We start from the raw sequence: 22,992 nt of genomic DNA, 5'->3' as shown, positions 1-22,992 counted from the left end.
ATGGAGTCTCTGATGTCTTTCTATCGTGCATACCGCTGGTTGCTGTTGCTCCCCTTTTTGCTGCTGAGTGGCTGTGGTGCCAGTCTCGATGACTATCGTGGGCAGGGGCCAAACTGGGATCTCGCCCGTTTCTTCAATGGCAAACTGGTGGCTCACGGCCTGGTGACCGACCGCAGCGGCGAAGTGACCAGTCGCTTTCGGGTCGAGATGGTGGGTCGTTGGAAGGACGGCAAGGGAGAGCTGTTCGAGCAGTTCTACTTTGATGATGGCCGCGAGCAGACCCGTACCTGGTATCTGAGCAAGGGCGATGATGGTCATTGGCGCGGTACTGCTTCCGATGTGGTGGGCGAGGCGGTGGGTAAAAGCGAAGGGTTCGCCCTCAACTGGCGTTATCAGCTCGATCTGGCGCTACCGGATGGCGAGGTGGTGCGGGTGAGCTTCGATGACTGGATGTACCTGCTGGACGAAGAGCGTCTGATCAATCGTGCCGAGATCAGCAAGTTCGGTATCCATCTGGGTGAGGTGATCCTCTATATCGAACGTCAACCCTGACCGTTAATGCAAGATAACTCCCAGTAAAAAGCGCGCCGATGGCGCGCTTCTGTTTACCGAAAAACCAGAGTCATCAGATGATGCGGTTCTCTTCCAGCATCTTACGACGGGCCTCTTCCTTGGCCATCTTCTTCTTGCGGTTGTCACAGGGTTCCGGGCAATCGCACTCTTTCTCGATGCCGACACTACCCAGACCGCCACAGGAGCCGGAGATGGTCTTCTTCTGGAAGATGTAACCGATAGCCATGGCGGCTATCACCAGCATGAATACCCCGAAGGTGATCAGAAAAATCTGCATCTCTACCTCTTACTTCTTGACCAGATAGGGCTTGAAGGCATCGGAGTAAGCCTCTTCAAAGCCGTTGTCCGTCTTGGTGATCACGAAGATCGCCAGGCCGCGCTCGTTGGCATAGGCCAGGCTTTTCTCGGTCCCCATCACCATAAACACGGTGGCCAGCCCGTCTGCGGTCATGCAGGAGGGGTGGATCACGGTGACCGACACCAGACGGTGCTGGATCGGCTTGCCGCTGCGCGGATCTATGGTGTGGGAGAAGCGCTGACCATCCAGTTCATAGTAGTTGCGGTAATCGCCGGAGGTGGCTACCCCATTGTCACCGGGCACGATCACCTCTTGCACCGTGCCGGTGCCTGCGGTGGGCTTCTCGATGGCCACGCGCCAGGGGTGACCCTTGCCGTTGACGCCATTGATCCGCAGCTCGCCGCCAATCTCCACCAGATAGTTACGCGCACCCAGTGACTCCAGATACTCGGCTACCTTGTCCACACCAAAGCCCTTGGCGATGGCGGAGAGATCGACGTAGAGGTCCGGAATATCTTTTTGCAGGGTGTCGGCATCTACCGAGGTGATGACGTGCAGGTTGCCCAGACCGGTCTTCTGGCGAGTCTGGGTGATCAGCTCGTCGGAGGGAACCTTGGTCGGCTTCTTGTCCGGGCCAAAGCCCCACAGATTGACCAAGGGGCCAACGGTGACGTCCAGCGCCCCCTGGCTCTCACGGCCAATGTGAATGGCCTCTGTGACGACCCGTGCGGTATCGCGGGAGACCACTACCGGTTTGTTGTCACGGCTCTGGTTGAAGCGCGACAGTTCGGAATCGGGGCGATAGGTCGACATCTGATCGTTGACCCGCTCCAGCAAGACATCCACCTCGGCTTGAAGCTTGGCTGGATCGGTGATGGCGCTGTCCGCCACCTTGATGGAGTAGTAAGTGCCCATGGTGCTACCGGTGATGTGGATCTCCGGCTTGGATTGGACCGTCTCCTGACCGCACCCAGTCAAGAAAAAGGCTAGCCCGAAGGCTAGCCAGGTCTTTACAACACTGTGCATGGATTAACCACCAAAGTCATCCAACAGGATGTTTTCGTCTTCAACGCCCAAGTCTTTGAGCATGTTGATGACGGCAGCGTTCATCACCGGAGGTCCACACATGTAGAACTCGCAATCTTCCGGTGCTTCGTGGTTCTTGAGATAGTTCTCGTAGAGCACGTTGTGGATGAAGCCGGTGTAGCCGTCCCAGTTGTCTTCCGGTTGCGGATCAGACAGGGCGACGTTCCAGGTGAAGTTCTCGTTCTCGGCGGCGAGCATGTCAAAGTCTTCGACATAGAACATTTCGCGCTTGGAACGGGCACCGTACCAGAAGCTCATCTTGCGCTTGGACTTCAGGCGACGCAGCTGGTCGAAGATATGGGAACGCATCGGCGCCATACCTGCACCACCACCGATGAATACCATTTCGGCATCGGTGTCCTTGGCGAAGAACTCACCGAACGGACCGGAGATAGTCACCTTGTCGCCAGCCTTCAGGCTGAAGATGTAGGAGGACATCTGTCCCGGAGGGGCAGTCCAGTTGCTCGGGGGCGGGGTCGCGATACGCACGTTCAGCATGATGATGCCGAACTCTTCCGGATAGTTGGCCATGGAGTAGGCACGGATGATCGGCTCATCGACCTTGGACTCCAGCTCAAAAATCTTGAAGCGATCCCAGTCACCGCGATACTCCTCGGGAATATCGAAGTTCTTGTAGTGCACGTGGTGAGCCGGGGCTTCAATCTGGATATAACCACCGGCGCGGAACGGCACGCTCTCGCCATCGGGGATCTGCAGCTTGAGCTCCTTGATGAAGGTGGCCTTGTTATCGTTGGAGATAACAGTACATTCCCACTTCTTCACCCCGAAGATCTCTTCCGGCAGTTCAATATCCATGTCGGAGCGAACGGTAACCTGACAGGCCAGACGCTCGCCATGACGGGCTTCGCCCTTGCTGATGTGATCCAGTTCGGTCGGCAGAATGTCGCCACCACCGGATTTCACCCGTACCTTGCACTGGCCGCAGGAGCCACCGCCGCCACAGGCGGAGGAGACGAAGATACCGCTGCCAGCCAGCACGCCGAGCAGCTTGCCACCGGCCGGGCTGGTCACAGCCTTGGCCGGGTCACCATTGATGCTGATTGTCACGTCGCCCGCGGTCACCAGCTTGGACTTGGCGAACAGAATGACTGCCACCAGTGCCAGCAGGATCACGGTAAACATGACCACACCCAAAATAATTTCCATCTATCGTTCCTTTCTGATTGCAGGAAAGCCGATTACAGGGAGATACCAGAGAAGGACATGAAGCCCAGCGCCATCAGACCGGCGGTGATGAAGGTGATGCCCAGACCGCGCAGGCCTTCCGGAACATCGGAATACTTCATCTTCTCGCGGATACCAGCCAGCGCAACGATCGCCAGCATCCAGCCTGCCCCTGAACCCACACCGTAGACCACAGACTCCATGAAGTTGTAGTCACGCTGCACCATGAAGGAGACGCCACCGAAGATGGCGCAGTTCACGGTGATGAGCGGCAGGAAGATACCCAGCGCGTTGTAGAGTGCCGGGAAGTACTTGTCCAGCGCCATCTCCAGGATCTGTACCAGTGCTGCAATCACACCGATGAAGGTGATGAAGCTCAGGAAGCTCAGATCCAGACCGGATACCAGAGCGCCATCTTTAAGCACGTAGTTGTAGATCAGGTTGTTGGCAGGAACCGCGATGGTCTGCACCACAATAACGGCAATACCCAGACCCATGGAGGTCTTTACCTTCTTGGACACCGCCAGGAAGGTACACATCCCCAGGAAGAAGGAGAGTGCCAGGTTTTCGATGAAGATCGATTTAATCAACAGACTCAGATAGTGTTCCATACCTTAATCCTTCGCCTCCACCTGCTTGGGATCCTTGGTGCGCACGCCCCAAATGATCAGACCAATGATGAAGAATGCACTCGGCGGCAGCAGCAGCAGGCCGTTGGGCACATACCAGCCACCGTTGTTCACCAGCGGCAGTAGCTCGATGCCGAACCAGGTGCCGGAGCCCAGCAGTTCACGCACGGTCGCGACACTCAGCAGAATGGCACCATAGCCCAGACCGTTGCCGATACCATCCAGGAAGGAGGGCAGCGGGGCACTCTTCATGGCGTACGCTTCAGCGCGGCCCATTACGATACAGTTGGTGATGATCAGACCCACGAAGACCGACAGTTGCTTGGAGATGTCATAGGCGTAAGCCTTGAGCACCTGGTCAACCACGATAACCAGTGAGGCGATGATCGCCATCTGTACGATGATCCGGACGCTGTTCGGGATCTGGTTGCGGATCAGGGAGATGAACAGGTTTGAGAAGGCGGTGACCGCCATGACCGCGAGGGTCATTACAAACGCAGTTTTCATCTGGCTGGTAACCGCCAGTGCAGAACAGACACCCAGCACCTGCAAGGCGATGGGGTTGTTGCCCAGCACAGGCGTCAACAGCAACTTCTTCATTTCGCTCTTGTCAGCCATTGTTGATTTCTCCTGCACGAACCTTGGCCAGGAAAGGACCGAAGCCCTTGGGACCCATCCAGAAGTCGAAGGTATGCTGTACGCCGTTACCGGTCAGAGTGGCACCGGAGAGACCATCGATCTCGTGCTCGGAGCCCGCCGGAGCATGGCCTTTGATGACGCGCAGCGCCGGCATGCCATTCTGGTCGAACAGTTTCTTGTCCTTGAACAGCGCCTGCCAGGCCGGGTTTTCGATCTCGCCACCCAGACCCGGGGTTTCACCGTGGTCATAGTAGGTGATGCCCTTGATGGTCTGGCCATCAGCGGCAACGGCGACGAAGGCATACATGGTCGACCACAGACCCTGACCGTAGATGGGCAGGATGATGCTGTCGATCTTGCCTTCGGCATCCTTGGCGAAGAATACCGGGATCTGCTTGGAGATCTGACGCAGGCTGGCCTTGTCGTCAGCGGCGGCAAGACGGATGCTGCGGGCCGGATCTTTGGCTGCTTGCTTGGTGTCGAAGTTGTCGGCATCGCCGTCAACAAAGTCACCGGTCGCCAGATCCACCAGACGGGCTTCGATCTTCTCGCCATACAGTTTGGCCAGGTCGCGCTTGGCCACTTCGCTCACATCCACACCGGCTACGGCGAGAATGTTGCTCTGCTTGTCCAGCGCCTTGTTTTCCTGCTGGGTAGAACGCAGGCCCACAGCGGCAACGGATACCACGATGGAACAGGCCAGACAGAGGCCGGTGACCACGCTGACGGTGCCGAGGGTTGAATCTTTATTAAACGCCACGAGCAATCCTCCGCTTGATGTTTGCCTGAGCGACGAAGTGGTCAAACAGGGGAGCAAACAGGTTCGCAAACAGAATGGCCAGCATCATGCCTTCCGGGAACGCAGGGTTGACCACGCGAACCAGCACGACCATTACGCCGATCAGGGCGCCATACCACCACTTGCCTTTGTTGGTAAAGGCGGCGGAGACAGGGTCGGTCGCCATGAAGGCCATACCGAAGGCGAAGCCACCCAGTACCAGATGCCAGTGCCACGGCATGTTGAACATGGGGTTGGTATCGGAACCGATGACGTTGAACAGCAGGGAGGTGGCGATCATACCGATCATCACGCCGGCGATGATGCGCCAGGAGGCGATGCGCATGTAGACGATCATGGCGGCACCCAGCAGGATCATCAGGGTAGAGACTTCACCGATGGAACCCGGCAGGTTACCCAGGAAAGCGTCCATCCAGCTGATAGCCTGGCCGGTTGCACCGTTGATCAGCGCCATCTGGCCGCCTTGGGCCCACTGGCTCAGGGCAGTCGCGCCGGAGAAGCCGTCAACGGCAACCCATACGGCGTCACCGGAGATCTGGCCCGGGTAGGCGAAGAACAGGAACGCACGACCAGCCAGCGCCGGGTTCAGGAAGTTCTTGCCGGTACCACCGAACACCTCTTTGGCCATCACCACACCGAAGGTGATACCCAGCGCAGCTTGCCACAGGGGTAGCTCGGGCGGCACGATCAGGGCAAACAGGATGGAGGTTACGAAGAAGCCTTCGTTGATCTCGTGTTTGCGCACCATGGCGAACAGCACTTCCCAGAAACCACCGACAAAGAAGACGGTGATGTAGATCGGGAAGAAGTGGGTGGCGCCAATCAGCATCTTGCTGCCGATACCGGCTACAGCCGGATCGAGGGAGGCGCCCAGCATGGTAGCCAGGGCATATTGCCAGCTGCTGGCACCAGCAGCCGAGCCCATGTGGGCAATGGCGGCAATCGCCTGGTTACCAACGTTGTACATGCCCCAGAACATGGCCGGGAACACGGCCAGCCACACCATGATCATCATGCGCTTCAGATCGAGCGCATCACGAACGTGGGAGGCGTTGCGGGTAACGCTACCCGGGGTATAGAACAGGGTGTACGCCGCTTCGAACAGGGCATAGTACTTGGCGTACTTTCCACCCGGTTCGAAGTGGTGTTCCATATTTTCAAGAAGTTGCTTGAAACTCATCGCTTAACCTTCCAGTTCAATCTTGGTCAGGCACTCACGCAAGATCGGGCCGTACTCTGTCTTGCCGGGGCAGACAAAGGTACAGAGCGCCAAATCTTCCTCATCCAGCTCCAGGCAGCCCAGTGCTTGCGCACCGTCGGTATCGCCGGAGACCATGTCCCGCAGCAGCAGGGTCGGCAGGATGTCGAGTGGCATCACCCGCTCATAGTTGCCGATAGGCACCATGGAACGGTCACTACCGTTGGTAGTGGTGGTGAAGTTGATCAGCTTGCCCTTCATCAGATGAGAGAGGGTGGTACGGGTGATAGAGAACTTGTTGGCGCTGGGGTTGATCCAGCCCAGGAACTCTTTCTCGCGACCTTCACCCAGCACGCAAACCTGATTGTGGTAGCGGCCCAGGTAGTCGTGAACACCTTCGGCTTTGGCACCACTCAGGATAGAACCGGAGATGATACGGTTTTCGTCGGCACGCAGCTCATTGTTGGTGAGCTGGCTGATGCAGGCGCCCAGACGGGTACGCAGCAGACGCGGCTTGAGCACGTTCGGGCCAGCCAGGGCGATTACCTTGTCAGTGAAGATCTGACCGGTGGTGAACAGCTTGCCGAATGCAATCACATCCTGATAGTTGATGTGCCACTGCACCTTGGTGCTGCTGACCGGATCCAGGAAGTGGATATGGGTACCCGGCAGACCGGCAGGGTGCGGACCAACGAAGATCTCTTCCTTGACCTGAGCCAGCGGAGAGTGGGGCAGACTGCCTTCGCCTTTACAGACGTAGACGGCGCCGTCGGTCAGGCGGGTCAATACGGCCAGACCATCGAGGAAGGCCTGCGGCTGTTCCTTGATAATCAGCTCGGCATCGGCTGCCAGCGGGTTGGTGTCCATTGCAGTCACAAAGATGGCGCGCGGGGCAGACGCTACCGCGGGGACTTTGCTGAACGGACGGGTACGCAACGCAGTCCACTGACCTGATGCGACCAGGATCTCTTGCACCTTGCTGCGCTCGAGCTTGGCCAGCTCGGCAGAGGCAAAATGCTCAAACGTCACCTGTTCATCGGAACCGTCGAGGTCGATGACCACAGACTGGAGAACACGTTTGGCACCACGGTTGATCTCTGAAACCACACCGGTGGCAGGAGCTGTGAATTTAACGCCCGGATTCTTCTTGTCTTCAAAAAGATCCTGACCTTTGATGACGCGATCACCTACTTTGACGAACATAGTAGGTCGCATCCCCACAAACTCCTCGCCCAGTGTCGCAACACGGGTGATGGCGGGGCCATCGTAGATTACTTGCTCTGGCGCACCCAGCACGGGGATGTCCAGTCCTCTTTTGATTGTAATCATACTTACTTGCACTACCGTTACGGGAGAGGTTGGTTAGCGCCGAGAAATACATCACGACGGGTGGTTGAATGAGTCGATGTTGTGGTTGTGCCAGGTAGGCAGGCTCAACAATTATTCAACATGCAGGCTCACTCAAAAGCGCTTGAGTTTACCACTTAAGGTGCATTTTCTGCCATGCCAAATGGGCAAAATCCCCGTGCCATCACAAAATTAACCTGCAATGAATAAGCCCCCGATACCTTGTAAGTAGTGGTTTTAAAGGTTTTTTTATTTCGATACCTCGATAGAGGTATTTGCCTTTGTCTCCACTATCAACAAAAAGCCTTGATGCCGAAATATACCCCCTTGGATGTAGCCTTTTCGGGGCCAATGGGGGAAATATGTTTAATTTTTGTTGGCAGGTTCTCGAGGGGAATCCTGTGGTACAACCGGTTTCAGGAGAGTGACGGTTTGCCAACGCAGCTCGGTGTGCGCGGGGCGTGGCCTTTTTCCTGCCACTCGCTCTCTGTGTAGGTATGCAACGCCAGTGCATGAACGGCACCGGCCAGCTCGTCGGCCAGCACCGCGTTGACCTGACGATGACGGGCCAGCAGCCGCTGCCCTGCAAATTGCTCGCTGACGATCACCACCTTGAAGTGGCTCTCAGATCCCGGTTCCACACGGTGCATGTGGCTCTCGTTGATCACCTCCAGCACGGTGGGGGAGAGGGCGGCGGTCAGCTTGGCTTCAATCAGTTGTTGGATGGTCATCGGATCGGCTTCCAGAGTGAATGTCGGGCCATTCTATCGGCAGTCGCGGGATGGAATAAGCCCCCGGAAGAGGGAAATCACCCGTCAGTTGCCCCCTTGATGCGCATCGAACTGGTGAAATTCCTGCTCCTCGCTAGAATAGCGCCACTTTGCGTCGCCCCTGGCGCCTGTATACACGAATCAAGCCGAGGTTGGACTCTTCCTATGCAAACCCTTCTCGACACTCCCCATTGCCAGCTCACGCTCTACCGCTATCCGCGCCAGAGTCAGGAGACCCTGCAAGCCTGGGATGCGGCTGACGAATATCTGATCAATACCCTGGCGGAGTCTCCCCTCGAGCAGGCGGGCCCCGTCATCATCATGAATGATGGCTTTGGCGCGCTGGCCGCCTATCTGCATCCGCACTCCCCCTGCTGCGTCACCGACTCCTACATCAGTGAGCGGGCGACCCTGGCCAATTTGGCCGAAAACGGGCTGGATGCAGGCGGGATCCGCTTGCAGGATGCGCTGGCGACGCTGCCCGATGCCCCTGCGCTGGTGGTGATCAAGGTCTCCAAATATCAGGCTCTATTGGAGCAGCAACTGCTGGCATTGCGTGCGGTGGTGACACCGGCAACCCGCGTTATCGCTGCCGGCAAGGCGAAGGATATTCATACCTCCACCCTCAAGTTGTTCGAGAAGTATTTGGGGCCTACCCGTACCTCGCTGGCCTGGAAGAAGGCGCGCCTCATTCACTGCGAGCCGCAGGCAGAACGTCCCGCGCTGGCCAACCCCTTCCCGACTGTCTGGCCGCTGGAGGGGAGTGGCATGCTCATCCACAACCATGCCAACGTCTTCTCGCGCACCAGTCTCGATATCGGTGCCCGCTTTATGCTGGACAACCTGCCCATCCACAGTGCCCGCAAGGTGATCGATCTGGGCTGTGGCAACGGGGTGCTGGGTCTGTCGCTGCTCGCCAAAGACAGCGAGGTGGAGGTGACCTTTATCGATGAATCCTATATGGCGGTCGCCTCGGCACAGCTCAACGTTGAGCACAATCTGCCTGATGCACTGCCGCGTGCCCGCTTTATGGTCAATAACTGTCTCGACGGGGTGGCGGTCGGCTCTGCGGATCGGATCCTCTGCAACCCTCCTTTCCATCAGCTGCAGGCGATCACCGATCATATCGCCTGGCAGATGTTCAGCGATGCGCACCGGGTGTTGCCTCAGGGGGGTGAACTCTGGATAGTAGGCAACCGTCATCTGGACTATCACAACAAACTCAAGCGCTTGTTTGCCAACGCACAAGTCGTTGCGTCGAACAGCAAATTCGTTATTTTGAAAGCCATCAAACGCTAAAGCCAAAGGAAACCATGATGAAAAAGTCACTCTTGCTGCTGGCCGCCCTGATGCTGGGCGGGTGTGCCACTCATTGGCCGGAGACGGCGCTGCTCAATCCGCAGGTGATCCCCGCCAACCAGCAATACTACTCTGGCAATCGCATCACCATGGAAGGGGTAGACAAGCGTGAGGCTGCCTACGTCTTCTCCATCAAACATAAAGAGAAAGCCCCCGTGCTGGTCAACAGCGAGCGTCCGCTCAACCTGCTGATGGCCGAGCGGCTGGCTGAAGGGCTGCGCAGCCAGGGTCTCGAAGTGGGCAACAGTGGCACCACCAACCTGACGCTGGTGATCTCCAACGCCGCAGTCAATGTGGAAGAGAAGACCTTTACCTATGTCACTAAGTCCCGCGTCAGCTTGCAGGTGATCGCCGATTTCCAGGGCAACCGTCTGACCAAGCAGTTCAACATGTCCTCCAGCAAGGAGAGCCCGAGCGAGCCAAGCATGGCCGATCTGGAGTCTACACTGAACCTGCAACTGGGTAGCGTGCTGCAGCAGATCATGGCGGATGATGCGCTGCGCGGTTACCTGAAAGGTCAACCGAATGGTGCAGGGGTCTGATGATGAAAAAACTCTGGTTGCTGGCCATGCTGATCGCCCCGCTGGCGTTCGCAGGCCCGAAAGTCAGAATGGAGACCAACCACGGCAATATCGTGGTGGAGCTGGCGTCCAAGCAGGCGCCCCAGACGGTGAAGAACTTCCTGCGTTACGTGGCTGATGGCAGCTATGACGGCAGCATCTTCCACCGGGTGATCCAGGATTTCGTGGTGCAGGGTGGGGGCTACAACCAGCAGTTCCAGCAACTGCCGACTTATGAGCCTGTGGTCAACGAGTCGCGCGGCGGTCTGCCCAACAAGCGTGGCTCCATCGCCATGGCCCGCACCCAGGCGGTTGACAGCGCTACTCGCCAGTTCTACTTCAATCTGGTCGACAACAATAACCTCAACGCCGGTGGCTCTGCGGGTTATACCGTGTTCGGTCAGGTGGTGCAGGGGATGGAGGTGCTGGACAAGCTGGCTCAGGTACAGACCGGTTACAGCCCCATTTTGCGTGCCAACGATGTGCCGACCAGTCCCATCATTCTGAAGAAGGTGGTCTTGTTGGCAGAAACTCCAGCAGACAAGAAAGTCGACAAGAAAGCGGGCAAGTAATCCTCGCCGGACGCGGTTCGTCACCTCGCCTCGTCAGGTCACAATAAAAGGCTCATCCCGTTCGGGATGAGCCTTTTCTCTATCCGGGCTTCTTTTGCCTATCTCTTTGCTCGCCTTGGCTATCTGCCATCAACCTGCCAAAATGACGCACTTTTCCAAAGTCGTCAGGTAGTTGAACATGATCCGCAAACCAAGCTGGAGAGAGTCCCTCGCCGTCTATCTCGAATTTCGGGTGTTTATTCTCTTTGCCATGGGTTTTTCATCGGGTCTGCCGTTGCTACTGGTGTTCGGTACCCTCTCATTCTGGTTGCGCGAGGCCGATGTCAGCCTGACCGATATCGGCTATATGAGCTGGGTGGCGCTCGCCTATGGCTTTAAATGGCTGTGGTCGCCGCTGGTGGATCGCATGCCGCTGCCGTTGCTCTCCGCGCTGCTGGGGCGTCGCCGCAGTTGGATGTTCTTCTCCCAGTTGTTGATTGCCGCCGCGCTGGTCGGCATGGCGTTCTGCGATCCCAAGACCGAGCTGGCCCAGCTGGCGATGTTTGCCCTGCTGGTGGCCTTTGCCTCGGCCACGCAGGATATCGTTATCGACGCCTATCGCATCGAATCCGCCCCCGAGCGGCTACAGGCGGCGATGGCTGCCTCCTACATGACTGGCTACCGACTGGCGATGATCATGGCGGGCGCCGGTGCGCTGGCGCTGGCAGCCTGGTTTGGCAGCAACAGCGGCTATGACTATCGTGGCTGGCAGATTACCTATCTGGTGATGGCGGGTCTGATGTCACTCGGGGTCATCACCACGCTGTTTTGCCACGAGCCGGATATCGATCTGGCCGAGCAGGGTAAACAACAGGTCGAACGCAAGGCGCAGCTCCTGGAAAAAGGGTGGCCTGCGCTGCTGGCGAGTGCGGGGGCCTGGGCCTATGAGGCCGTCTGGTGTCCGTTTGCCGACTTCTTTCGTCGCTATGGCAGCTCGGCGCTGCTGATCCTGGCTCTGATCGCCTGCTATCGGGTTGCCGATGTGGTGATGGGGGTGATGTCCAACAGCTTCTATGTGGATATGCAGTTCAGCAAGACCGAGGTTGCGACCATTACCAAGGTGTTTGGCGTCATCATGACGCTGGTGGGGGCTGCGCTGGGGGGCGTGCTGGTGATGCGCTTCGGCACGCTGCGCATCCTGTTCTTGGGGGCGCTGCTCACCGCCAGCACCAACCTGTTGTTTGCCCTGCTCAATCAGGTTGGTCACAACCTGGAGCTGCTGACCCTGATCATTTCCCTCGACAACCTCAGTGCCGGTATCGCAACCGCGGCCTTCGTGACCTATCTCTCCAGCCTGACCAATGTGGCATTTTCGGCCACTCAGTACGCCCTGTTCAGCTCGGTAATGTTGCTGCTACCCAAGTTGCTGGCTGGTTTTTCCGGGCAGGTTGTGGAGCAGATTGGCTACAGTGCCTTCTTTGTCGGAACCAGTTTATTGGGCTTGCCCGTGTTGTTGTTGATTGTGCTTGTCGCCAGAAAAGGGAGTGAGTTGCTCTCAACGGCTGACAAATAGCAAGCGTTTGCGTAGAATCGGGGGTGATTAGATTCACACTTCCGGATAAAGTTCCCGAGAAGTTGTTTCACCCCCAATTTTATTTGATTAGAATCCCTCTCGCTCCTTGTGGGCAGGCTACGGAAAACCTCAACTAACGCACAAGAGACCAATAAAATGGCCAAATTTACCAAGACTCTGATCGCTGCCGGTCTGCTGGCTGCTGCCGCTACCCCGGCCTTCGCTGCTGACTACAGCGGTGATATCCACAAGAATGACTACAAGTGGATGCAGTTCAACGTAATGCACACCATCGACCAGCGCCCTTTCACCACCGGTGAAGAGGACTACAACGATACCTATTTTGAAATGGAATTCGGTGGTCGCTCCGGTCTGTTTGATCTGTATGGCTATGTCGACGTATTCGATATTTTCGACTCCCGCCACAGCAACAAACACCATGGTCAGAACCTGTTCATGAAGTTTGCGCCGCGCATGTCTCTGGATGCTCTGACTGGTAAAGATCTCTCCTTTGGTCCTGTGCAAGAGCTCTACATTGCCAACCTGAACAACGTTGGCGACAAGCAGATGGAAAATCAGATTGGTCTGGGCGCCGATGTGATGGTTCCTTGGTTTGGCAAGGTAGGCATGAACCTGTATGCCCGTCATTCCACTGAGAACCAGTTCTTTACTGAAGAAGAAGGCGACTGGAACGGTTATCAGTTCTCCATGAACTGGTTCAAGCCCTTCTACACCTTCGGCAATGGCAGCTTTGTCTCCTACCAAGGCTATCTGGATTATCAGTTCGGTCTGGATACCCATGACCGTGCTGACCGTACCAGCGACAACCTGGCTACTTTCCACGGTATCTACTGGCACTCCGATCGTTATGCCGTTGGTTACGGTCTGAAGTACTTTATGGATGCTTATGGTACCAAAGATGGTTCCACTGCATACGATGGTACTCCTTGGAAGAGCACCGGCTTCAGCCACTACTTCTCTGTTACCTACAAGTTCTAATAAAACTTGGGGTACAAAAAACCGGAGCATCTGCTCCGGTTTTTTTATGGCCGCGATTTAGATAGCGTGGCGCGAGTCATCAAGTGCGCCACGGCTGAGTGGATAAATCAGTCGCGGAAGTTCTGGAACTGCATAGGTTGACCCAGTTCGGCGCCACGGACCAGTGCCATGGTCTCTTGCAGATCGTCACGCTTCTTGCCGGTGACACGTACTTCATCACCCTGGATGGCGACCTGTACCTTGATTTTGGAGTCCTTGATCAGCTTGACCAGCTTCTTGGCGATCTCTTTCTCGATCCCCTGCTTGAATTTGACGGTCAGGTGGAAACGCTTGCCGGAGTGAACGGAGTCACCCACTTCCATGGAGCTGTTTTCGATGTTGCGCTTGAGCAGGGCGCCGCGCAGGATTTCGACCATCTGCTTGAGCTGGAAATCAGCATCGGCTTCCAGCTTTACCTCTTCCTTGTTCAACTCGAAGCTGGCTTCTACCCCACGAAAATCGAAACGGGTGGCCAGTTCACGATTGGCGTTGTCGACTGCGTTCAACACCTCGTTCATTTTGACTTCAGAGACAATATCGAATGACGGCATAGCCGGAGCTCCTCATGTTGCGTTATCGGGGGGCAAATCTACCAGAAAACGGGCAAATTTGCTGATTTTGATGGGGTTGCTCTGCTAGAATCCCCTGCGCACAGGACGGGTGGACCCGTTAGTGTCCACCAGCGACATCTTCACTTATCCCCGGTAACAGGTTGAGAGAATTGCAACCCTTACCCTGACAGAGTCACACCATGCCAAGCGGATTAAAAAATTCCCGACAGCCCGTTATTCCACCCGTTACTCCGAAGTGGTCACTGTTGGGTTGTGGCGCCCTCGGCGGCGTTTTTGCCTCCCTGCTGACCCAGAGTGGTCAATCCACCCGTGTCTTGTTGCGCGAACATCATAAGTCCACGCTCCATCCGGGGATCGATTTCACCTCGCTGGAGGGGCATGTTCAGTTGCTCAATATCGAGCGCGGATTTGTCAGCAAACCCGGCAAGATCCAGCGTCTGCTGGTGATGACCAAGGCCAGTCAGGTGATTACCGCACTGACGCCGCTGGTGGGTAAGCTGGATGCCGGCGTGCCGATCGTGCTGCTGCACAACGGGATGGGCATTGCCGAGCAGGTGGTCGAGATGTTCCCGCACAATCCGGTGATTGCCGGTGTCACCAGTCATGGTGCCATGCAGTGCGGCCATTTTGTCTTCCGTCATACTGGCAAGGGTGAAACCTGGCTTGGCCCGATCAACGATGCCGCCAAGGCCCATGCCGCGCTCGCGGACGAGCTGGCGCTGGCACTGGGTCAGGCTGGTTGGGATGAACAGGTATTGACACGCCAGTGGCAAAAGCTGGCCATCAACTGTGCCATCAATCCCCTGACGGCCCTCTACAAGCTGAAAAATGGCGAGCTGGCGGGCCCCCGTTTTGCCGATGCCCTGCAGCAGATCTGCGTGGAAGTGGCGGATGTGATGTGCGCCGAAGGAGTTGCGACCACGGCAGAGGAGTTGCAGCGTCGGGTGATGACAGTGGTGGAGCTGACCGCTGACAATTACTCCTCCATGCATCAGGATATGGAGCTGGGACGCGAGACCGAGATTGAGGCCATCACCGGCTTCCTGTTGGCCAAGGCAGCCCGGCATGGCATCGCCGTACCGGTCAATCAGGGTCTCTATCAGGCGATCAAAGAGAAGAGTCAGGCCGTCTGATCTTCTACATGGCAGAGCAAGCTGCAAGGAGGCGAACGTGAGTGTACTGGTGCTGGTGGCCCCCGGGTCGGAAGAGATAGAGACGGTCGCCATTGTCGATACCCTGGTGCGCGCCAGCATCGAGGTGGTGCTGGCCTCTTGCTGCCCTGCCGGATCCCGGCAGGTAAAAGCGTCGCGCGGGGTACAGCTGGTGGCCGATTGTCATATCGACGAGCTGACCCGTCGGGACTTTGAAGCCATCGTGGTACCCGGTGGTCTGCCCGGCAGCGAAGTGATCCGCGATACCCCGCTGGCCATCGATCTGCTCAAAGAGCAGGCCGCTCTTGGTCGCTGGCGCGCTGCCATCTGCGCCGCCCCTGTGGTGGTGTTGCAACATCACGCTCTGCTGGGTGATGCCATCGTCACCTGTCATCCCGGCTTTCAGTCCCGACTACCGACATCGCAGCTGTCACGTGAGCGGGTAGTCAGGGATGAGGCTCATCGCCTTATCACCAGTCAGGGGCCGGGCAGTGCCATTGAGTTTGCCCTTGAACTGGTTCGGGTGCTGCGCGGGGATGACGTGGCTACCGCCGTGGCTGGCCCTATGGTGCTGCCTTGAGCGCACTCTGCTGCAGAATCAAGCTGGCCATGCTTTGAAAACGGGCCCCGGTCATCTTGATCGGGGCCCGCTTGTTATCTGCCGTTGTCGGTCACGCCATCTTGTCCGGCTCAGTAGTCGTACTGTGAGCACTGTTTTTTGTTGTACTCAGTTTTCCAGCGTGCCAATTCTTGCTCTGTGCCGAGCTTGTCCCCTTTCTTGATAGCCTGTTCCAGTATCTCAATTCGGTCGTAGAGCCAGCGGCACTCTGCCGTCGGGTTGTTCTTGCCGATGCCGGTCAACGGCAGTAAACAGAGTCCCAGCCAAAGATATTTCATCCCGAACGCTCCTTGTCATTGTGGCAGTAAAGGTCTCCTTGGAGTCTACTATTTTAGCCGCAACGAGAGAGATAGAGCTGCGGTTATCCTTGGGGTAAGATGATGCCATGTCTGTTTATTTATACAGTGGTATGCGCAAGATCATCCATATCGACATGGACTGCTTTTTTGCCGCGGTGGAGATGCGGGATAACCCCGCATTGCGGGAAGTTCCGCTTGCGATAGGGGGGGCCTCCGAGCGGCGCGGCGTCATCTCGACCTGCAACTATGTGGCGCGCCGGTTCGGTGTGCGCTCCGCCATGCCGAGCGCACTGGCGAAAAAACTCTGCCCGCCGCTGGTACTGATCCCTGGGCGAATGGCGGTATACAAGGATATCTCCCGTCAGCTCAGGGCAATTTTCCTGCGCTATACCGATCAGGTTGAACCACTGTCGCTGGACGAGGCTTACCTCGACGTGACCCACAGTCGTTGCTGTGGCGGCAGCGCCACCCTGATGGCGCAAGAGATCCGGCAAGCCATCGTCACCGAACTGGGATTGACCGCCTCGGCTGGAGTGGCCCCCAACAAGTTTCTCGCCAAGCTCGCCTCGGAGCAGCGCAAACCCGATGGTCTGTTTGTCATTCGTCCCGACGAAGTGGCCGAATTTGTCTGCCAGTTGCCCCTTGGCAAACTGCCCGGGGTGGGGCGCAAGACTGCCGAGCGGCTGGAGGCACAGGGGCTCTACACCTGTGAGGATGCGCGGGCCTTGTCGGCACAAGAGCTGTGCAGCCGTTTTGGCAAGCTGGGGGAGATGCTGACGACCCGGATCTGGGGGCTGGATGAACAGCCGGTGCAGGCGCACCGGATCCGCAAAACCATCGGGGTGGAGACCACCTTGGCGAGCGATGTTTGTGACGAAGCCGCCTGCCTGACGGTATTGCAGCAACTGCTGCCGGAGCTGGAGCGGCGATTTCAGCTGGCGTGCCCTGCCGAGCAGGTGATGGGGCAGGGGATCAAGCTCAAGTTTGCCGACTTCCACCAGACCACCGTCTATCGCAGTCAGGGTGGCTATCAGCCAGCCTTGTTCGTTCCCCTGCTCAAAGAGGGGCTACAGCGGGCGCAAGGGCGTTCGGTTCGCCTGCTTGGATTGGTGGTGGGTTTGCCAAAAGAGGGTGAAGTTAATCAACTCTCGCTGGATTTGCTGTGAGAGAGTTAAGTTTTTGTTTATAAAGTCGATAATCTATCCATATCTGTATGACGTAGGAATATTGGCATGAGCGCTCTTTCTGTCCAGGGTCGGATTACCCTGATCGCCGGTTGCTGTCTGTTGGTGACAGCCGCCGCTCTGGTTGCCTCTTCGATTTACAACGCGAACAAGATGCAACAGCAGGTGCGGCAAGCCACCATGCACGAGGCGCAGCAGTCTGCCGAAAACTGGATGAAGGCGATGGGCTCGGAGCAGGCGGCCAAGGTGACCAGCTATCTCGATGAGGCCTATTTCCGCGCCAGTTTGCTGGCGGAGAGCGTGTTGTTCCAGCGCAAGAATGCGGCCGAGAACTTTGTCCATTCGGAGGCGCTGCGCAGCGCCGTCAATCAGCAACTGCACGATGCCGTTGCCTCATCGACCAATCTGCTTGGTGTCTATGCGGTGTTCGAGCCTGACCAGCTGGATGGGGAAGACAGCAACTATCAGGGCTCAACGGCGCTGGGTTCCAACGACAAGGGGCGTTTTTCCAGTTACTGGGCCTATGACAACGGCAAGATAGAGCCGGAAGTGCAGAATGAAGATGTACTGGCCGATGAGAGCCCGACCGAGGCTGGTGGCATCGAAAACGAGTGGTATCGCTGCAGCATTCGCACCCGTGCCCTCTGCCTGCTGGAGCCCTATCTGGACGATGTGGGCGATAAACAGATATTGATGACCTCGGTGACGGTCCCGCTGCTGGAGCAGGAGACTTTGCTGGGGATGGTCGGGGTCGATATCTCGCTGGCCACTTTGCAGAGTCTGGTCAGTACCATGGACAAGGAACTCTATGACGGCAAGGGCAGAATCTTGCTGGTCAGTCACGAGGGGCGCGTGGCGGGAGCCGATGAGTTCGATGTGACCATGGGGCGTGGGCTGGATCAGAAGTATCAGGGGCTGGCCAGCGAGCTGAAAGGCTGGCTCAGTCAGGGTCAGGAGCTGACTCGCTGGAGCAGCGATGGCACCCTGTTGCAGACCTTTGTCCCGGTATCTATGCGTGGCACCGACCGTAAATGGGGCATCTACATTGAATTGCCACGGGCCGTAGTGCTGGCCTCGGCCCAGCAACTGCAAGATGAGCTGGCCAGTGAGGCCAATCGCAGCGTGGTCTCGCAGTTGTCGATTGGAGTGCTGATCTCGCTGGTGGCCCTGAGTTTTATCTGGTTGATGGCGCGCCAGATTGTGGCGCCCATCCGCGCCGTGGTTGCCCGCCTCAAGGATATCGCCAGTGGTGAGGGGGATTTGACCCAGCGTATCGAGATCCAGCGGCAAGACGAGATCGGCGAGCTGGCCAAGTGGTTCAACAGCTTCCTCAACAAGTTGCAATCCACCATCAGTCAGGTGATTGATACTGTCTCCGGTACGCGTAACAGTGCTGAGCGAGCCGCGCAGGTAGCCGAGCGCACCAGCAGCGGCATGCAGGCCCAGTATCAGGAGATCGATCTGGTGGCGACGGCATTTGAAGAGCTGAGCGCCACGGCGTTGCAGGTCTCCGGTAATGCCGGCTCGGCGGTGGCGGCCGCCAACACCACTGATGCCGCGGCGCAAGAGGGCAAATTTGTCGTTGCCGACACCCAGGAGGCGATGCGCAAGCTGATGACCATCATCAATGATGCCCAGCCGGTGGTGGAGCGGCTCTCCGCCAACAGCGACAACATCAACGATATTCTCACCGTGATTCAGGGAATTGCCGAGCAGACCAACTTGCTGGCGCTGAATGCGGCTATTGAAGCGGCGCGGGCCGGTGAGCAGGGCCGTGGCTTTGCCGTGGTGGCCGATGAGGTGCGCAATCTGGCTGGTCGCACTCAGAATGCCATCGTCGAGATCCAGACCCTGATCAGCCAACTGCAATCCGGTACCGGCGCCGTGGTCAAGGCGATCCGCGATGGTCATGGTCAGGCTGACGAGACCCTCGCCAAGGTGGATCTCTCGGTGCAGGTGCTGGAGCAGATTATCCAGTCGGTCTCCACCATCCATCAGATGAACGAGCAGATTGCCCGGGCGGCACAGGAGCAGAGCCGGGTGGCGGACGAGATAAACCGCAACGTCAGCAACATTCGCGATGTGAGCCACACCATTCGGGCCGAGGCGGCGACCTCCGCCGAAAATGGTCGTGAGCTCTCTGCGCTGGCGGATAAACAGCAGCAGCTGGTGGGGCAGTTCAAGGTATAGAAGGGATGAAAAAAGGCGCCATCCAGCTGGAGGCGCCAAACACATTCAGATGACAGACTGGGTCAAACCGGTGAGATTTGAGCCCCTCTTCCCGCAGAGGAAGAAACACAACACCACAATCACAGTCGAAAGGCTCACTAAAAACACATGTAAACCAACACGTAGTAGAAAATGTGAGCCATATGACGACTGATTGCTGGGCGAATTATGTTTATTCACTGGTCGACCCGCAACCGACAAATTATAATGCGCCCCATTAGAAAAACTCATCGTCGGCTGGTGTCATGTCTCGTCGTTTACCCCCGCTCAATGCCCTCAAGGCCTTTGAAGCTGCGGCTCGTCACTTAAGCTTTACCCGCGCAGCAGAAGAGTTGTTTGTGACTCAGGCTGCCATCAGTCACCAGATCAAGGCGCTGGAGGAATATCTTGGCATCAAGTTGTTCCGCCGCAAAAACCGCTCCTTGTTGCTGACCGAAGAGGGGCAGGGCTATTTTCTGGATATCAAGGACATCTTTGCCTCCATCTCGGAAGCGACCGACAAGCTGCTGGCCCGCAGTGCCAAGGGGGCGTTGACTGTCAGTTTGCAACCGAGTTTCGCCATCCAGTGGCTGGTGCCGCGGTTGGTCAAGTTCAGCGAGCGCCACCCCGATATCGATGTACGGATCAAGGCGGTTGATCTCGATGAAGGGTCGCTTACCGACGATGTGGATGTGGCCATCTACTACGGCCGCGGCAACTGGCCGGGTCTGCGCTCGGACAAGCTGCATACCGAATACCTGATCCCGGTCTGCTCCCCCTTGCTGCTGACCGGGCCCAAGCCGCTGCGTACGCCGCAAGATTTGACTCTTCATACCCTGCTGCACGATACCTCCCGCCGCGACTGGAAGGCCTGGTTCCGCCAGCTCGATATCGATGCACCCAACGTCAATCAGGGGCCCATCTTCAGCCACTCAACCATGGTGATCCAGGCGGCGATCCACGGCCAGGGGGTGGCGCTTGGCCACAGCGTGCTGGCACAACCCGAGATTGAGGCCGGCCGCCTTATCTGCCCGTTCGAGCAGGTGCTGGTGAGCAAAAATGCCTTCTATCTGGTGTGCCAGGAGCAACAGTCGGATCAGGGCAAGATCGTTGCCTTCCGCGACTGGATGCTGGAGCTGGTGGAGCAGGAAGAGGCGCGTCGCAGGGCAAGGCTCGCCGATGCCTGATGTGATCCGCGAGGGGGCAATTGATGCCCCCGTTCGCATTTTGCTGGCCCACGGGGCAGGTGCAGGGATGGATCACCCCTTTCTTGCCGAGTTGTCACGCCTGCTGGCCGGGCCGGATATCGAAGTGGTGCGCTTCAACTTTCCCTACATGGCCAAGCGAGCCCAGGATGTCAAGCGCCGCCCGCCTGACAGGGCGCCTGTGCTGCTCGCTCATTGGCGCGACATGATCCGTGAGTTTGCCCATCCACGGCTGTTTCTGGCGGGCAAGTCGATGGGCGGACGGATGGCGGCGGAACTCTATCGTGAAGGCGAGGGTGAGATGAATGCTGCAGGATTGCTCATTCTCGGGTATCCTTTCCACCCTCCGGCCAAGCCCGACAGCTGGCGAGGCGAGGTACTCAAACATATTGCAGTGCCAACCCTGCTGTTGCAGGGTGAACGCGATACCTTCGGTAGTCGCGCCGAACTGGCCGATTTCCCCTTCTCACCCGCCGTATCGGTCCATTGGTTGACCGATGGTGATCATGGTTTCAAACCGCGAAAAGCCAGTGGCGTGAGTGAGCAGGAGAATATGCAGCATGCAGCTGCGGCCATCAGCCATTTTGTGGCCCGGCATGGATAGCACGATAGGGTTGGTTTTATTGCCAGCCGTGATGAGAGAGGGATTGTGAGGATGCAGATCCATCGACATTGGCTGATACTGGCCGGTCTCTTCGGGTTGACGGCCACCATGCTGGGGGCTTATGGCGCCCATGGATTGGCGGCGACCGGCATTACACCCGAGCGTCTGGCGGCATTCAATACCGCCGTGCAATATCAGTTTTTTCACGCATTGGCCCTGCTGGTTCTGGGCTGGTGTGGTGTGCGTAGCAAGGTGATCCAGCTGGCTGGCACCGCTTTTGTGCTGGGGATCATCGGATTCTCCGGCAGTATTTACGCCATGGTGCTGCTTGGCAGCAAGGGGCTGGGGTTGATTACTCCGGCCGGTGGCCTCTGTTTTATGTTGGGATGGGCGGCCCTGATCTGGGCTGGCTGTCGTCTTGGAGGAAAAAATGAATAATCTGCTGCTTTATTGCCGCCCCGGTTTTGAGAAAGAGGCGGCTGCAGAGATCACCGAGCGTGCCGGTAACATGCAGTGCTACGGTTTCGCCCGGGTCAAGGACGACAGCGGTTATGTGATCTTCGAACTGTATGACGAGGAGCAGGCGGACCTGCTGGCTCGCAAGCTGCCATTCCGGGAGCTCATCTTCATCCGCCAGATGCTGGTGGTCACCCATGAGCTGAAGGAGCTGGATGTCGCGGACAGGATCTCCCCCATCCTTGAGGCGGTGAGTGACTACACCATTTGCGGTGATCTGCGTGTCGAAACCGCAGATACCAACGAAGCGAAAGAGCTGTCGGCCTTCTGCCGCAAGTTCACCGTGCCGCTGCGTCAGGCGCTGCGCAGCAACGAGATCCTGACCAAGAAGGAGACGCCAAACCGTCCGGTGTTCCACGCCTTCTTCATGGCCAATGATCACGTGTTGCTGGGCTACTCCTATTCGTTCAACAACTCCGGATTCCACATGGGGATCCCGCGCCTGCGCTTCCCGGCCGATGCGCCGAGCCGCTCCAGCCTCAAGCTGGAGGAGGCGTTTTACGTGTTCGTGCCGCGGGAAGAGTGGGATGTGCGTCTCTGTTCAGGCATGAAGGCGGTGGATCTGGGCGCCTGCCCGGGTGGCTGGACCTATCAGTTGGTGCGCCGTGGCATGATGGTGACGGCGGTCGACAACGGTATGATGGCCCAATCCCTGATGGATACCGGTCAGGTCAAGCATATCCGGGATGACGGTTTCGTCTGGCGTCCGAGCAAGAAGAACACCTACTGGCTGGTGTGCGACATGGTCGATAAACCGGCGCGGGTCGTTCACATGATTGCGGACTGGTTCCGTGAGGGTGACTGCCAGGAGGCGATGTTCAACCTCAAGCTGCCGATGAAGAAGCGTTATGCCGAGTCGGTGCACAATATCGAGGTGCTGCGCGAGATGCTCAAGGAGATCGACAACGCGTTCGTGATCCAGGCCAAGCAGCTCTATCACGATCGAGAAGAGATCACCGTGCATGTTTACAACAAGTACTGGGTCTCCAAACTCGAGCCCAAGGCGTGATGTAGCAGTTCTGCCCGTAC

The 22,992-nt window shown here is 57.5% G+C and carries 25 protein-coding genes; 14 read left to right on the top strand and 11 right to left on the bottom strand.

The window, feature by feature from the left end; translation table 11 throughout:
• Positions 1–12 precede the first annotated feature (12 nt).
• The gene (locus I6L49_RS11040; protein ID WP_005358607.1) at positions 13–552 is read left to right on the top strand and encodes a DUF3833 domain-containing protein; all 540 of its coding nucleotides are present in this window, start codon (positions 13–15) and stop codon (positions 550–552) included.
• A 73-nt stretch (positions 553–625) separates the two neighbouring features.
• On the opposite strand, the gene nqrM is transcribed toward I6L49_RS11040, so the two are convergent.
• The 9 genes from nqrM to I6L49_RS10995 all read right to left on the bottom strand — a co-directional run bounded on the left by nqrM (position 626) and on the right by I6L49_RS10995 (position 8,485).
• The gene (gene nqrM, locus I6L49_RS11035) at positions 626–850 is read right to left on the bottom strand and encodes a (Na+)-NQR maturation NqrM (RefSeq protein WP_005338668.1); all 225 of its coding nucleotides are present in this window, start codon (positions 848–850) and stop codon (positions 626–628) included.
• A gap of 9 nt (positions 851–859) precedes the next feature.
• Complete coding sequence (locus I6L49_RS11030; protein WP_005358608.1) at positions 860–1,897, bottom strand: FAD:protein FMN transferase ApbE; 1,038 nt, start codon at positions 1,895–1,897, stop codon at positions 860–862.
• A gap of 3 nt (positions 1,898–1,900) precedes the next feature.
• Complete coding sequence (gene nqrF, locus I6L49_RS11025; protein ID WP_005338656.1) at positions 1,901–3,124, bottom strand: NADH:ubiquinone reductase (Na(+)-transporting) subunit F; 1,224 nt, start codon at positions 3,122–3,124, stop codon at positions 1,901–1,903.
• Between the two features lie 32 nt (positions 3,125–3,156).
• Positions 3,157–3,753: an NADH:ubiquinone reductase (Na(+)-transporting) subunit E gene (nqrE, locus tag I6L49_RS11020; protein ID WP_005338645.1), complete on the bottom strand. Its 597-nt coding sequence runs from the start codon at positions 3,751–3,753 to the stop codon at positions 3,157–3,159.
• Positions 3,754–3,756: 3 nt separating this feature from the next.
• Positions 3,757–4,389: an NADH:ubiquinone reductase (Na(+)-transporting) subunit D gene (locus tag I6L49_RS11015; protein WP_005338644.1), complete on the bottom strand. Its 633-nt coding sequence runs from the start codon at positions 4,387–4,389 to the stop codon at positions 3,757–3,759.
• On the bottom strand, positions 4,382–5,170 hold the full coding sequence (locus I6L49_RS11010) for a Na(+)-translocating NADH-quinone reductase subunit C (RefSeq protein ID WP_005338643.1): 789 nt from the start codon (positions 5,168–5,170) through the stop codon (positions 4,382–4,384). Before I6L49_RS11010 ends, I6L49_RS11015 begins: the two co-directional genes overlap by 8 nt.
• Positions 5,160–6,389, bottom strand: a complete 1,230-nt coding sequence (locus I6L49_RS11005; protein WP_005338642.1) for an NADH:ubiquinone reductase (Na(+)-transporting) subunit B — start codon at positions 6,387–6,389, stop codon at positions 5,160–5,162. The genes I6L49_RS11010 and I6L49_RS11005 overlap by 11 nt, the downstream gene beginning before the upstream one ends.
• A gap of 3 nt (positions 6,390–6,392) precedes the next feature.
• A complete protein-coding gene (locus I6L49_RS11000; RefSeq protein WP_005349684.1) occupies positions 6,393–7,736 on the bottom strand; it encodes a Na(+)-translocating NADH-quinone reductase subunit A in 1,344 nt (447 codons plus the stop codon).
• A gap of 434 nt (positions 7,737–8,170) precedes the next feature.
• The gene (locus I6L49_RS10995; protein ID WP_064337123.1) at positions 8,171–8,485 is read right to left on the bottom strand and encodes a BolA family transcriptional regulator; all 315 of its coding nucleotides are present in this window, start codon (positions 8,483–8,485) and stop codon (positions 8,171–8,173) included.
• Between the two features lie 204 nt (positions 8,486–8,689).
• On the opposite strand from I6L49_RS10995, the gene I6L49_RS10990 reads away from it, so the two are divergent.
• The 5 genes from I6L49_RS10990 (at position 8,690) to I6L49_RS10970 (ending at position 13,566) form a co-directional block, all read left to right on the top strand.
• Complete coding sequence (locus I6L49_RS10990; protein ID WP_139405768.1) at positions 8,690–9,823, top strand: methyltransferase; 1,134 nt, start codon at positions 8,690–8,692, stop codon at positions 9,821–9,823.
• Between the two features lie 17 nt (positions 9,824–9,840).
• The gene (locus I6L49_RS10985; protein WP_005349692.1) at positions 9,841–10,425 is read left to right on the top strand and encodes a YajG family lipoprotein; all 585 of its coding nucleotides are present in this window, start codon (positions 9,841–9,843) and stop codon (positions 10,423–10,425) included.
• Between the two features lie 2 nt (positions 10,426–10,427).
• On the top strand, positions 10,428–11,015 hold the full coding sequence (locus tag I6L49_RS10980; protein ID WP_042053243.1) for a peptidylprolyl isomerase: 588 nt from the start codon (positions 10,428–10,430) through the stop codon (positions 11,013–11,015).
• A gap of 172 nt (positions 11,016–11,187) precedes the next feature.
• Entirely contained in the window at positions 11,188–12,567 is a 1,380-nt protein-coding gene (locus I6L49_RS10975; protein WP_216949539.1) for an MFS transporter, read from the top strand.
• Positions 12,568–12,723: 156 nt separating this feature from the next.
• Positions 12,724–13,566, top strand: a complete 843-nt coding sequence (locus I6L49_RS10970; protein ID WP_069554294.1) for an outer membrane protein OmpK — start codon at positions 12,724–12,726, stop codon at positions 13,564–13,566.
• 107 nt (positions 13,567–13,673) lie between these two features.
• Here I6L49_RS10970 and I6L49_RS10965 read toward each other — a convergent pair whose 3' ends face one another.
• The gene (locus I6L49_RS10965) at positions 13,674–14,156 is read right to left on the bottom strand and encodes a YajQ family cyclic di-GMP-binding protein (RefSeq protein WP_005338634.1); all 483 of its coding nucleotides are present in this window, start codon (positions 14,154–14,156) and stop codon (positions 13,674–13,676) included.
• A gap of 200 nt (positions 14,157–14,356) precedes the next feature.
• Here I6L49_RS10965 and I6L49_RS10960 point away from each other — a divergent pair, with 200 nt between their 5' ends.
• Both I6L49_RS10960 and I6L49_RS10955 read left to right on the top strand, forming a co-directional pair.
• Positions 14,357–15,310, top strand: a complete 954-nt coding sequence (locus I6L49_RS10960) for a ketopantoate reductase family protein (protein ID WP_216949538.1) — start codon at positions 14,357–14,359, stop codon at positions 15,308–15,310.
• A 37-nt stretch (positions 15,311–15,347) separates the two neighbouring features.
• Positions 15,348–15,908, top strand: a complete 561-nt coding sequence (locus I6L49_RS10955; RefSeq protein ID WP_120414959.1) for a DJ-1 family glyoxalase III — start codon at positions 15,348–15,350, stop codon at positions 15,906–15,908.
• 110 nt (positions 15,909–16,018) lie between these two features.
• Here I6L49_RS10955 and I6L49_RS10950 read toward each other — a convergent pair whose 3' ends face one another.
• Positions 16,019–16,225, bottom strand: a complete 207-nt coding sequence (locus I6L49_RS10950; protein ID WP_005338629.1) for a hypothetical protein — start codon at positions 16,223–16,225, stop codon at positions 16,019–16,021.
• Positions 16,226–16,356: 131 nt separating this feature from the next.
• On the opposite strand from I6L49_RS10950, the gene dinB reads away from it, so the two are divergent.
• From dinB to rlmM, 6 genes are all read left to right on the top strand, one after another.
• Positions 16,357–17,412 (top strand): DNA polymerase IV, encoded by a 1,056-nt coding sequence (gene dinB / locus I6L49_RS10945; RefSeq protein ID WP_031227617.1) that lies wholly within the window; start codon positions 16,357–16,359, stop codon positions 17,410–17,412.
• 66 nt (positions 17,413–17,478) lie between these two features.
• Entirely contained in the window at positions 17,479–19,620 is a 2,142-nt protein-coding gene (locus tag I6L49_RS10940; RefSeq protein ID WP_216949537.1) for a methyl-accepting chemotaxis protein, read from the top strand.
• 284 nt (positions 19,621–19,904) lie between these two features.
• Complete coding sequence (locus I6L49_RS10935) at positions 19,905–20,825, top strand: transcriptional regulator GcvA (RefSeq protein ID WP_005338622.1); 921 nt, start codon at positions 19,905–19,907, stop codon at positions 20,823–20,825.
• A complete protein-coding gene (locus I6L49_RS10930; RefSeq protein ID WP_216949536.1) occupies positions 20,818–21,447 on the top strand; it encodes an alpha/beta family hydrolase in 630 nt (209 codons plus the stop codon). Before I6L49_RS10935 ends, I6L49_RS10930 begins: the two co-directional genes overlap by 8 nt.
• A gap of 51 nt (positions 21,448–21,498) precedes the next feature.
• The gene (locus I6L49_RS10925; RefSeq protein ID WP_101530798.1) at positions 21,499–21,885 is read left to right on the top strand and encodes a DUF423 domain-containing protein; all 387 of its coding nucleotides are present in this window, start codon (positions 21,499–21,501) and stop codon (positions 21,883–21,885) included.
• Positions 21,878–22,972, top strand: coding sequence for a 23S rRNA (cytidine(2498)-2'-O)-methyltransferase RlmM (gene rlmM / locus I6L49_RS10920; RefSeq protein WP_139405780.1), 1,095 nt, complete (start codon positions 21,878–21,880; stop codon positions 22,970–22,972). Before I6L49_RS10925 ends, rlmM begins: the two co-directional genes overlap by 8 nt.
• The last annotated feature ends 20 nt before the right edge of the window (positions 22,973–22,992 follow it).

The organism is Aeromonas sp. FDAARGOS 1419, assembly GCF_019047045.1.
Lineage (GTDB): Bacteria > Pseudomonadota > Gammaproteobacteria > Enterobacterales > Aeromonadaceae > Aeromonas > Aeromonas veronii.
The sequence above is the reverse complement of the archived record's forward strand: the minus strand, read 5'-3'. Positions and strand labels throughout refer to the sequence as shown.

Bases quoted from the DNA above. Each gene is read 5' to 3' on its own strand.
- I6L49_RS11040 (WP_005358607.1), top strand. From the start codon at position 13: ATGTCTTTCTATCGTGCATACCGCTGGTTGCTGTTGCTCCCCTTTTTG.
- nqrM (WP_005338668.1), bottom strand. From the start codon at position 850: ATGCAGATTTTTCTGATCACCTTCGGGGTATTCATGCTGGTGATAGCC.
- I6L49_RS11030 (WP_005358608.1), bottom strand. From the start codon at position 1,897: ATGCACAGTGTTGTAAAGACCTGGCTAGCCTTCGGGCTAGCCTTTTTC.
- nqrF (WP_005338656.1), bottom strand. From the start codon at position 3,124: ATGGAAATTATTTTGGGTGTGGTCATGTTTACCGTGATCCTGCTGGCA.
- nqrE (WP_005338645.1), bottom strand. From the start codon at position 3,753: ATGGAACACTATCTGAGTCTGTTGATTAAATCGATCTTCATCGAAAAC.
- I6L49_RS11015 (WP_005338644.1), bottom strand. From the start codon at position 4,389: ATGGCTGACAAGAGCGAAATGAAGAAGTTGCTGTTGACGCCTGTGCTG.
- I6L49_RS11005 (WP_005338642.1), bottom strand. From the start codon at position 6,389: ATGAGTTTCAAGCAACTTCTTGAAAATATGGAACACCACTTCGAACCG.
- I6L49_RS11000 (WP_005349684.1), bottom strand. From the start codon at position 7,736: ATGATTACAATCAAAAGAGGACTGGACATCCCCGTGCTGGGTGCGCCA.
- I6L49_RS10995 (WP_064337123.1), bottom strand. From the start codon at position 8,485: ATGACCATCCAACAACTGATTGAAGCCAAGCTGACCGCCGCCCTCTCC.
- I6L49_RS10990 (WP_139405768.1), top strand. From the start codon at position 8,690: ATGCAAACCCTTCTCGACACTCCCCATTGCCAGCTCACGCTCTACCGC.
- I6L49_RS10985 (WP_005349692.1), top strand. From the start codon at position 9,841: ATGAAAAAGTCACTCTTGCTGCTGGCCGCCCTGATGCTGGGCGGGTGT.
- I6L49_RS10980 (WP_042053243.1), top strand. From the start codon at position 10,428: ATGAAAAAACTCTGGTTGCTGGCCATGCTGATCGCCCCGCTGGCGTTC.
- I6L49_RS10970 (WP_069554294.1), top strand. From the start codon at position 12,724: ATGGCCAAATTTACCAAGACTCTGATCGCTGCCGGTCTGCTGGCTGCT.
- I6L49_RS10965 (WP_005338634.1), bottom strand. From the start codon at position 14,156: ATGCCGTCATTCGATATTGTCTCTGAAGTCAAAATGAACGAGGTGTTG.
- I6L49_RS10960 (WP_216949538.1), top strand. From the start codon at position 14,357: ATGCCAAGCGGATTAAAAAATTCCCGACAGCCCGTTATTCCACCCGTT.
- I6L49_RS10950 (WP_005338629.1), bottom strand. From the start codon at position 16,225: ATGAAATATCTTTGGCTGGGACTCTGTTTACTGCCGTTGACCGGCATC.
- dinB (WP_031227617.1), top strand. From the start codon at position 16,357: ATGCGCAAGATCATCCATATCGACATGGACTGCTTTTTTGCCGCGGTG.
- I6L49_RS10940 (WP_216949537.1), top strand. From the start codon at position 17,479: ATGAGCGCTCTTTCTGTCCAGGGTCGGATTACCCTGATCGCCGGTTGC.
- I6L49_RS10935 (WP_005338622.1), top strand. From the start codon at position 19,905: ATGTCTCGTCGTTTACCCCCGCTCAATGCCCTCAAGGCCTTTGAAGCT.
- I6L49_RS10930 (WP_216949536.1), top strand. From the start codon at position 20,818: ATGCCTGATGTGATCCGCGAGGGGGCAATTGATGCCCCCGTTCGCATT.
- I6L49_RS10925 (WP_101530798.1), top strand. From the start codon at position 21,499: ATGCAGATCCATCGACATTGGCTGATACTGGCCGGTCTCTTCGGGTTG.
- rlmM (WP_139405780.1), top strand. From the start codon at position 21,878: ATGAATAATCTGCTGCTTTATTGCCGCCCCGGTTTTGAGAAAGAGGCG.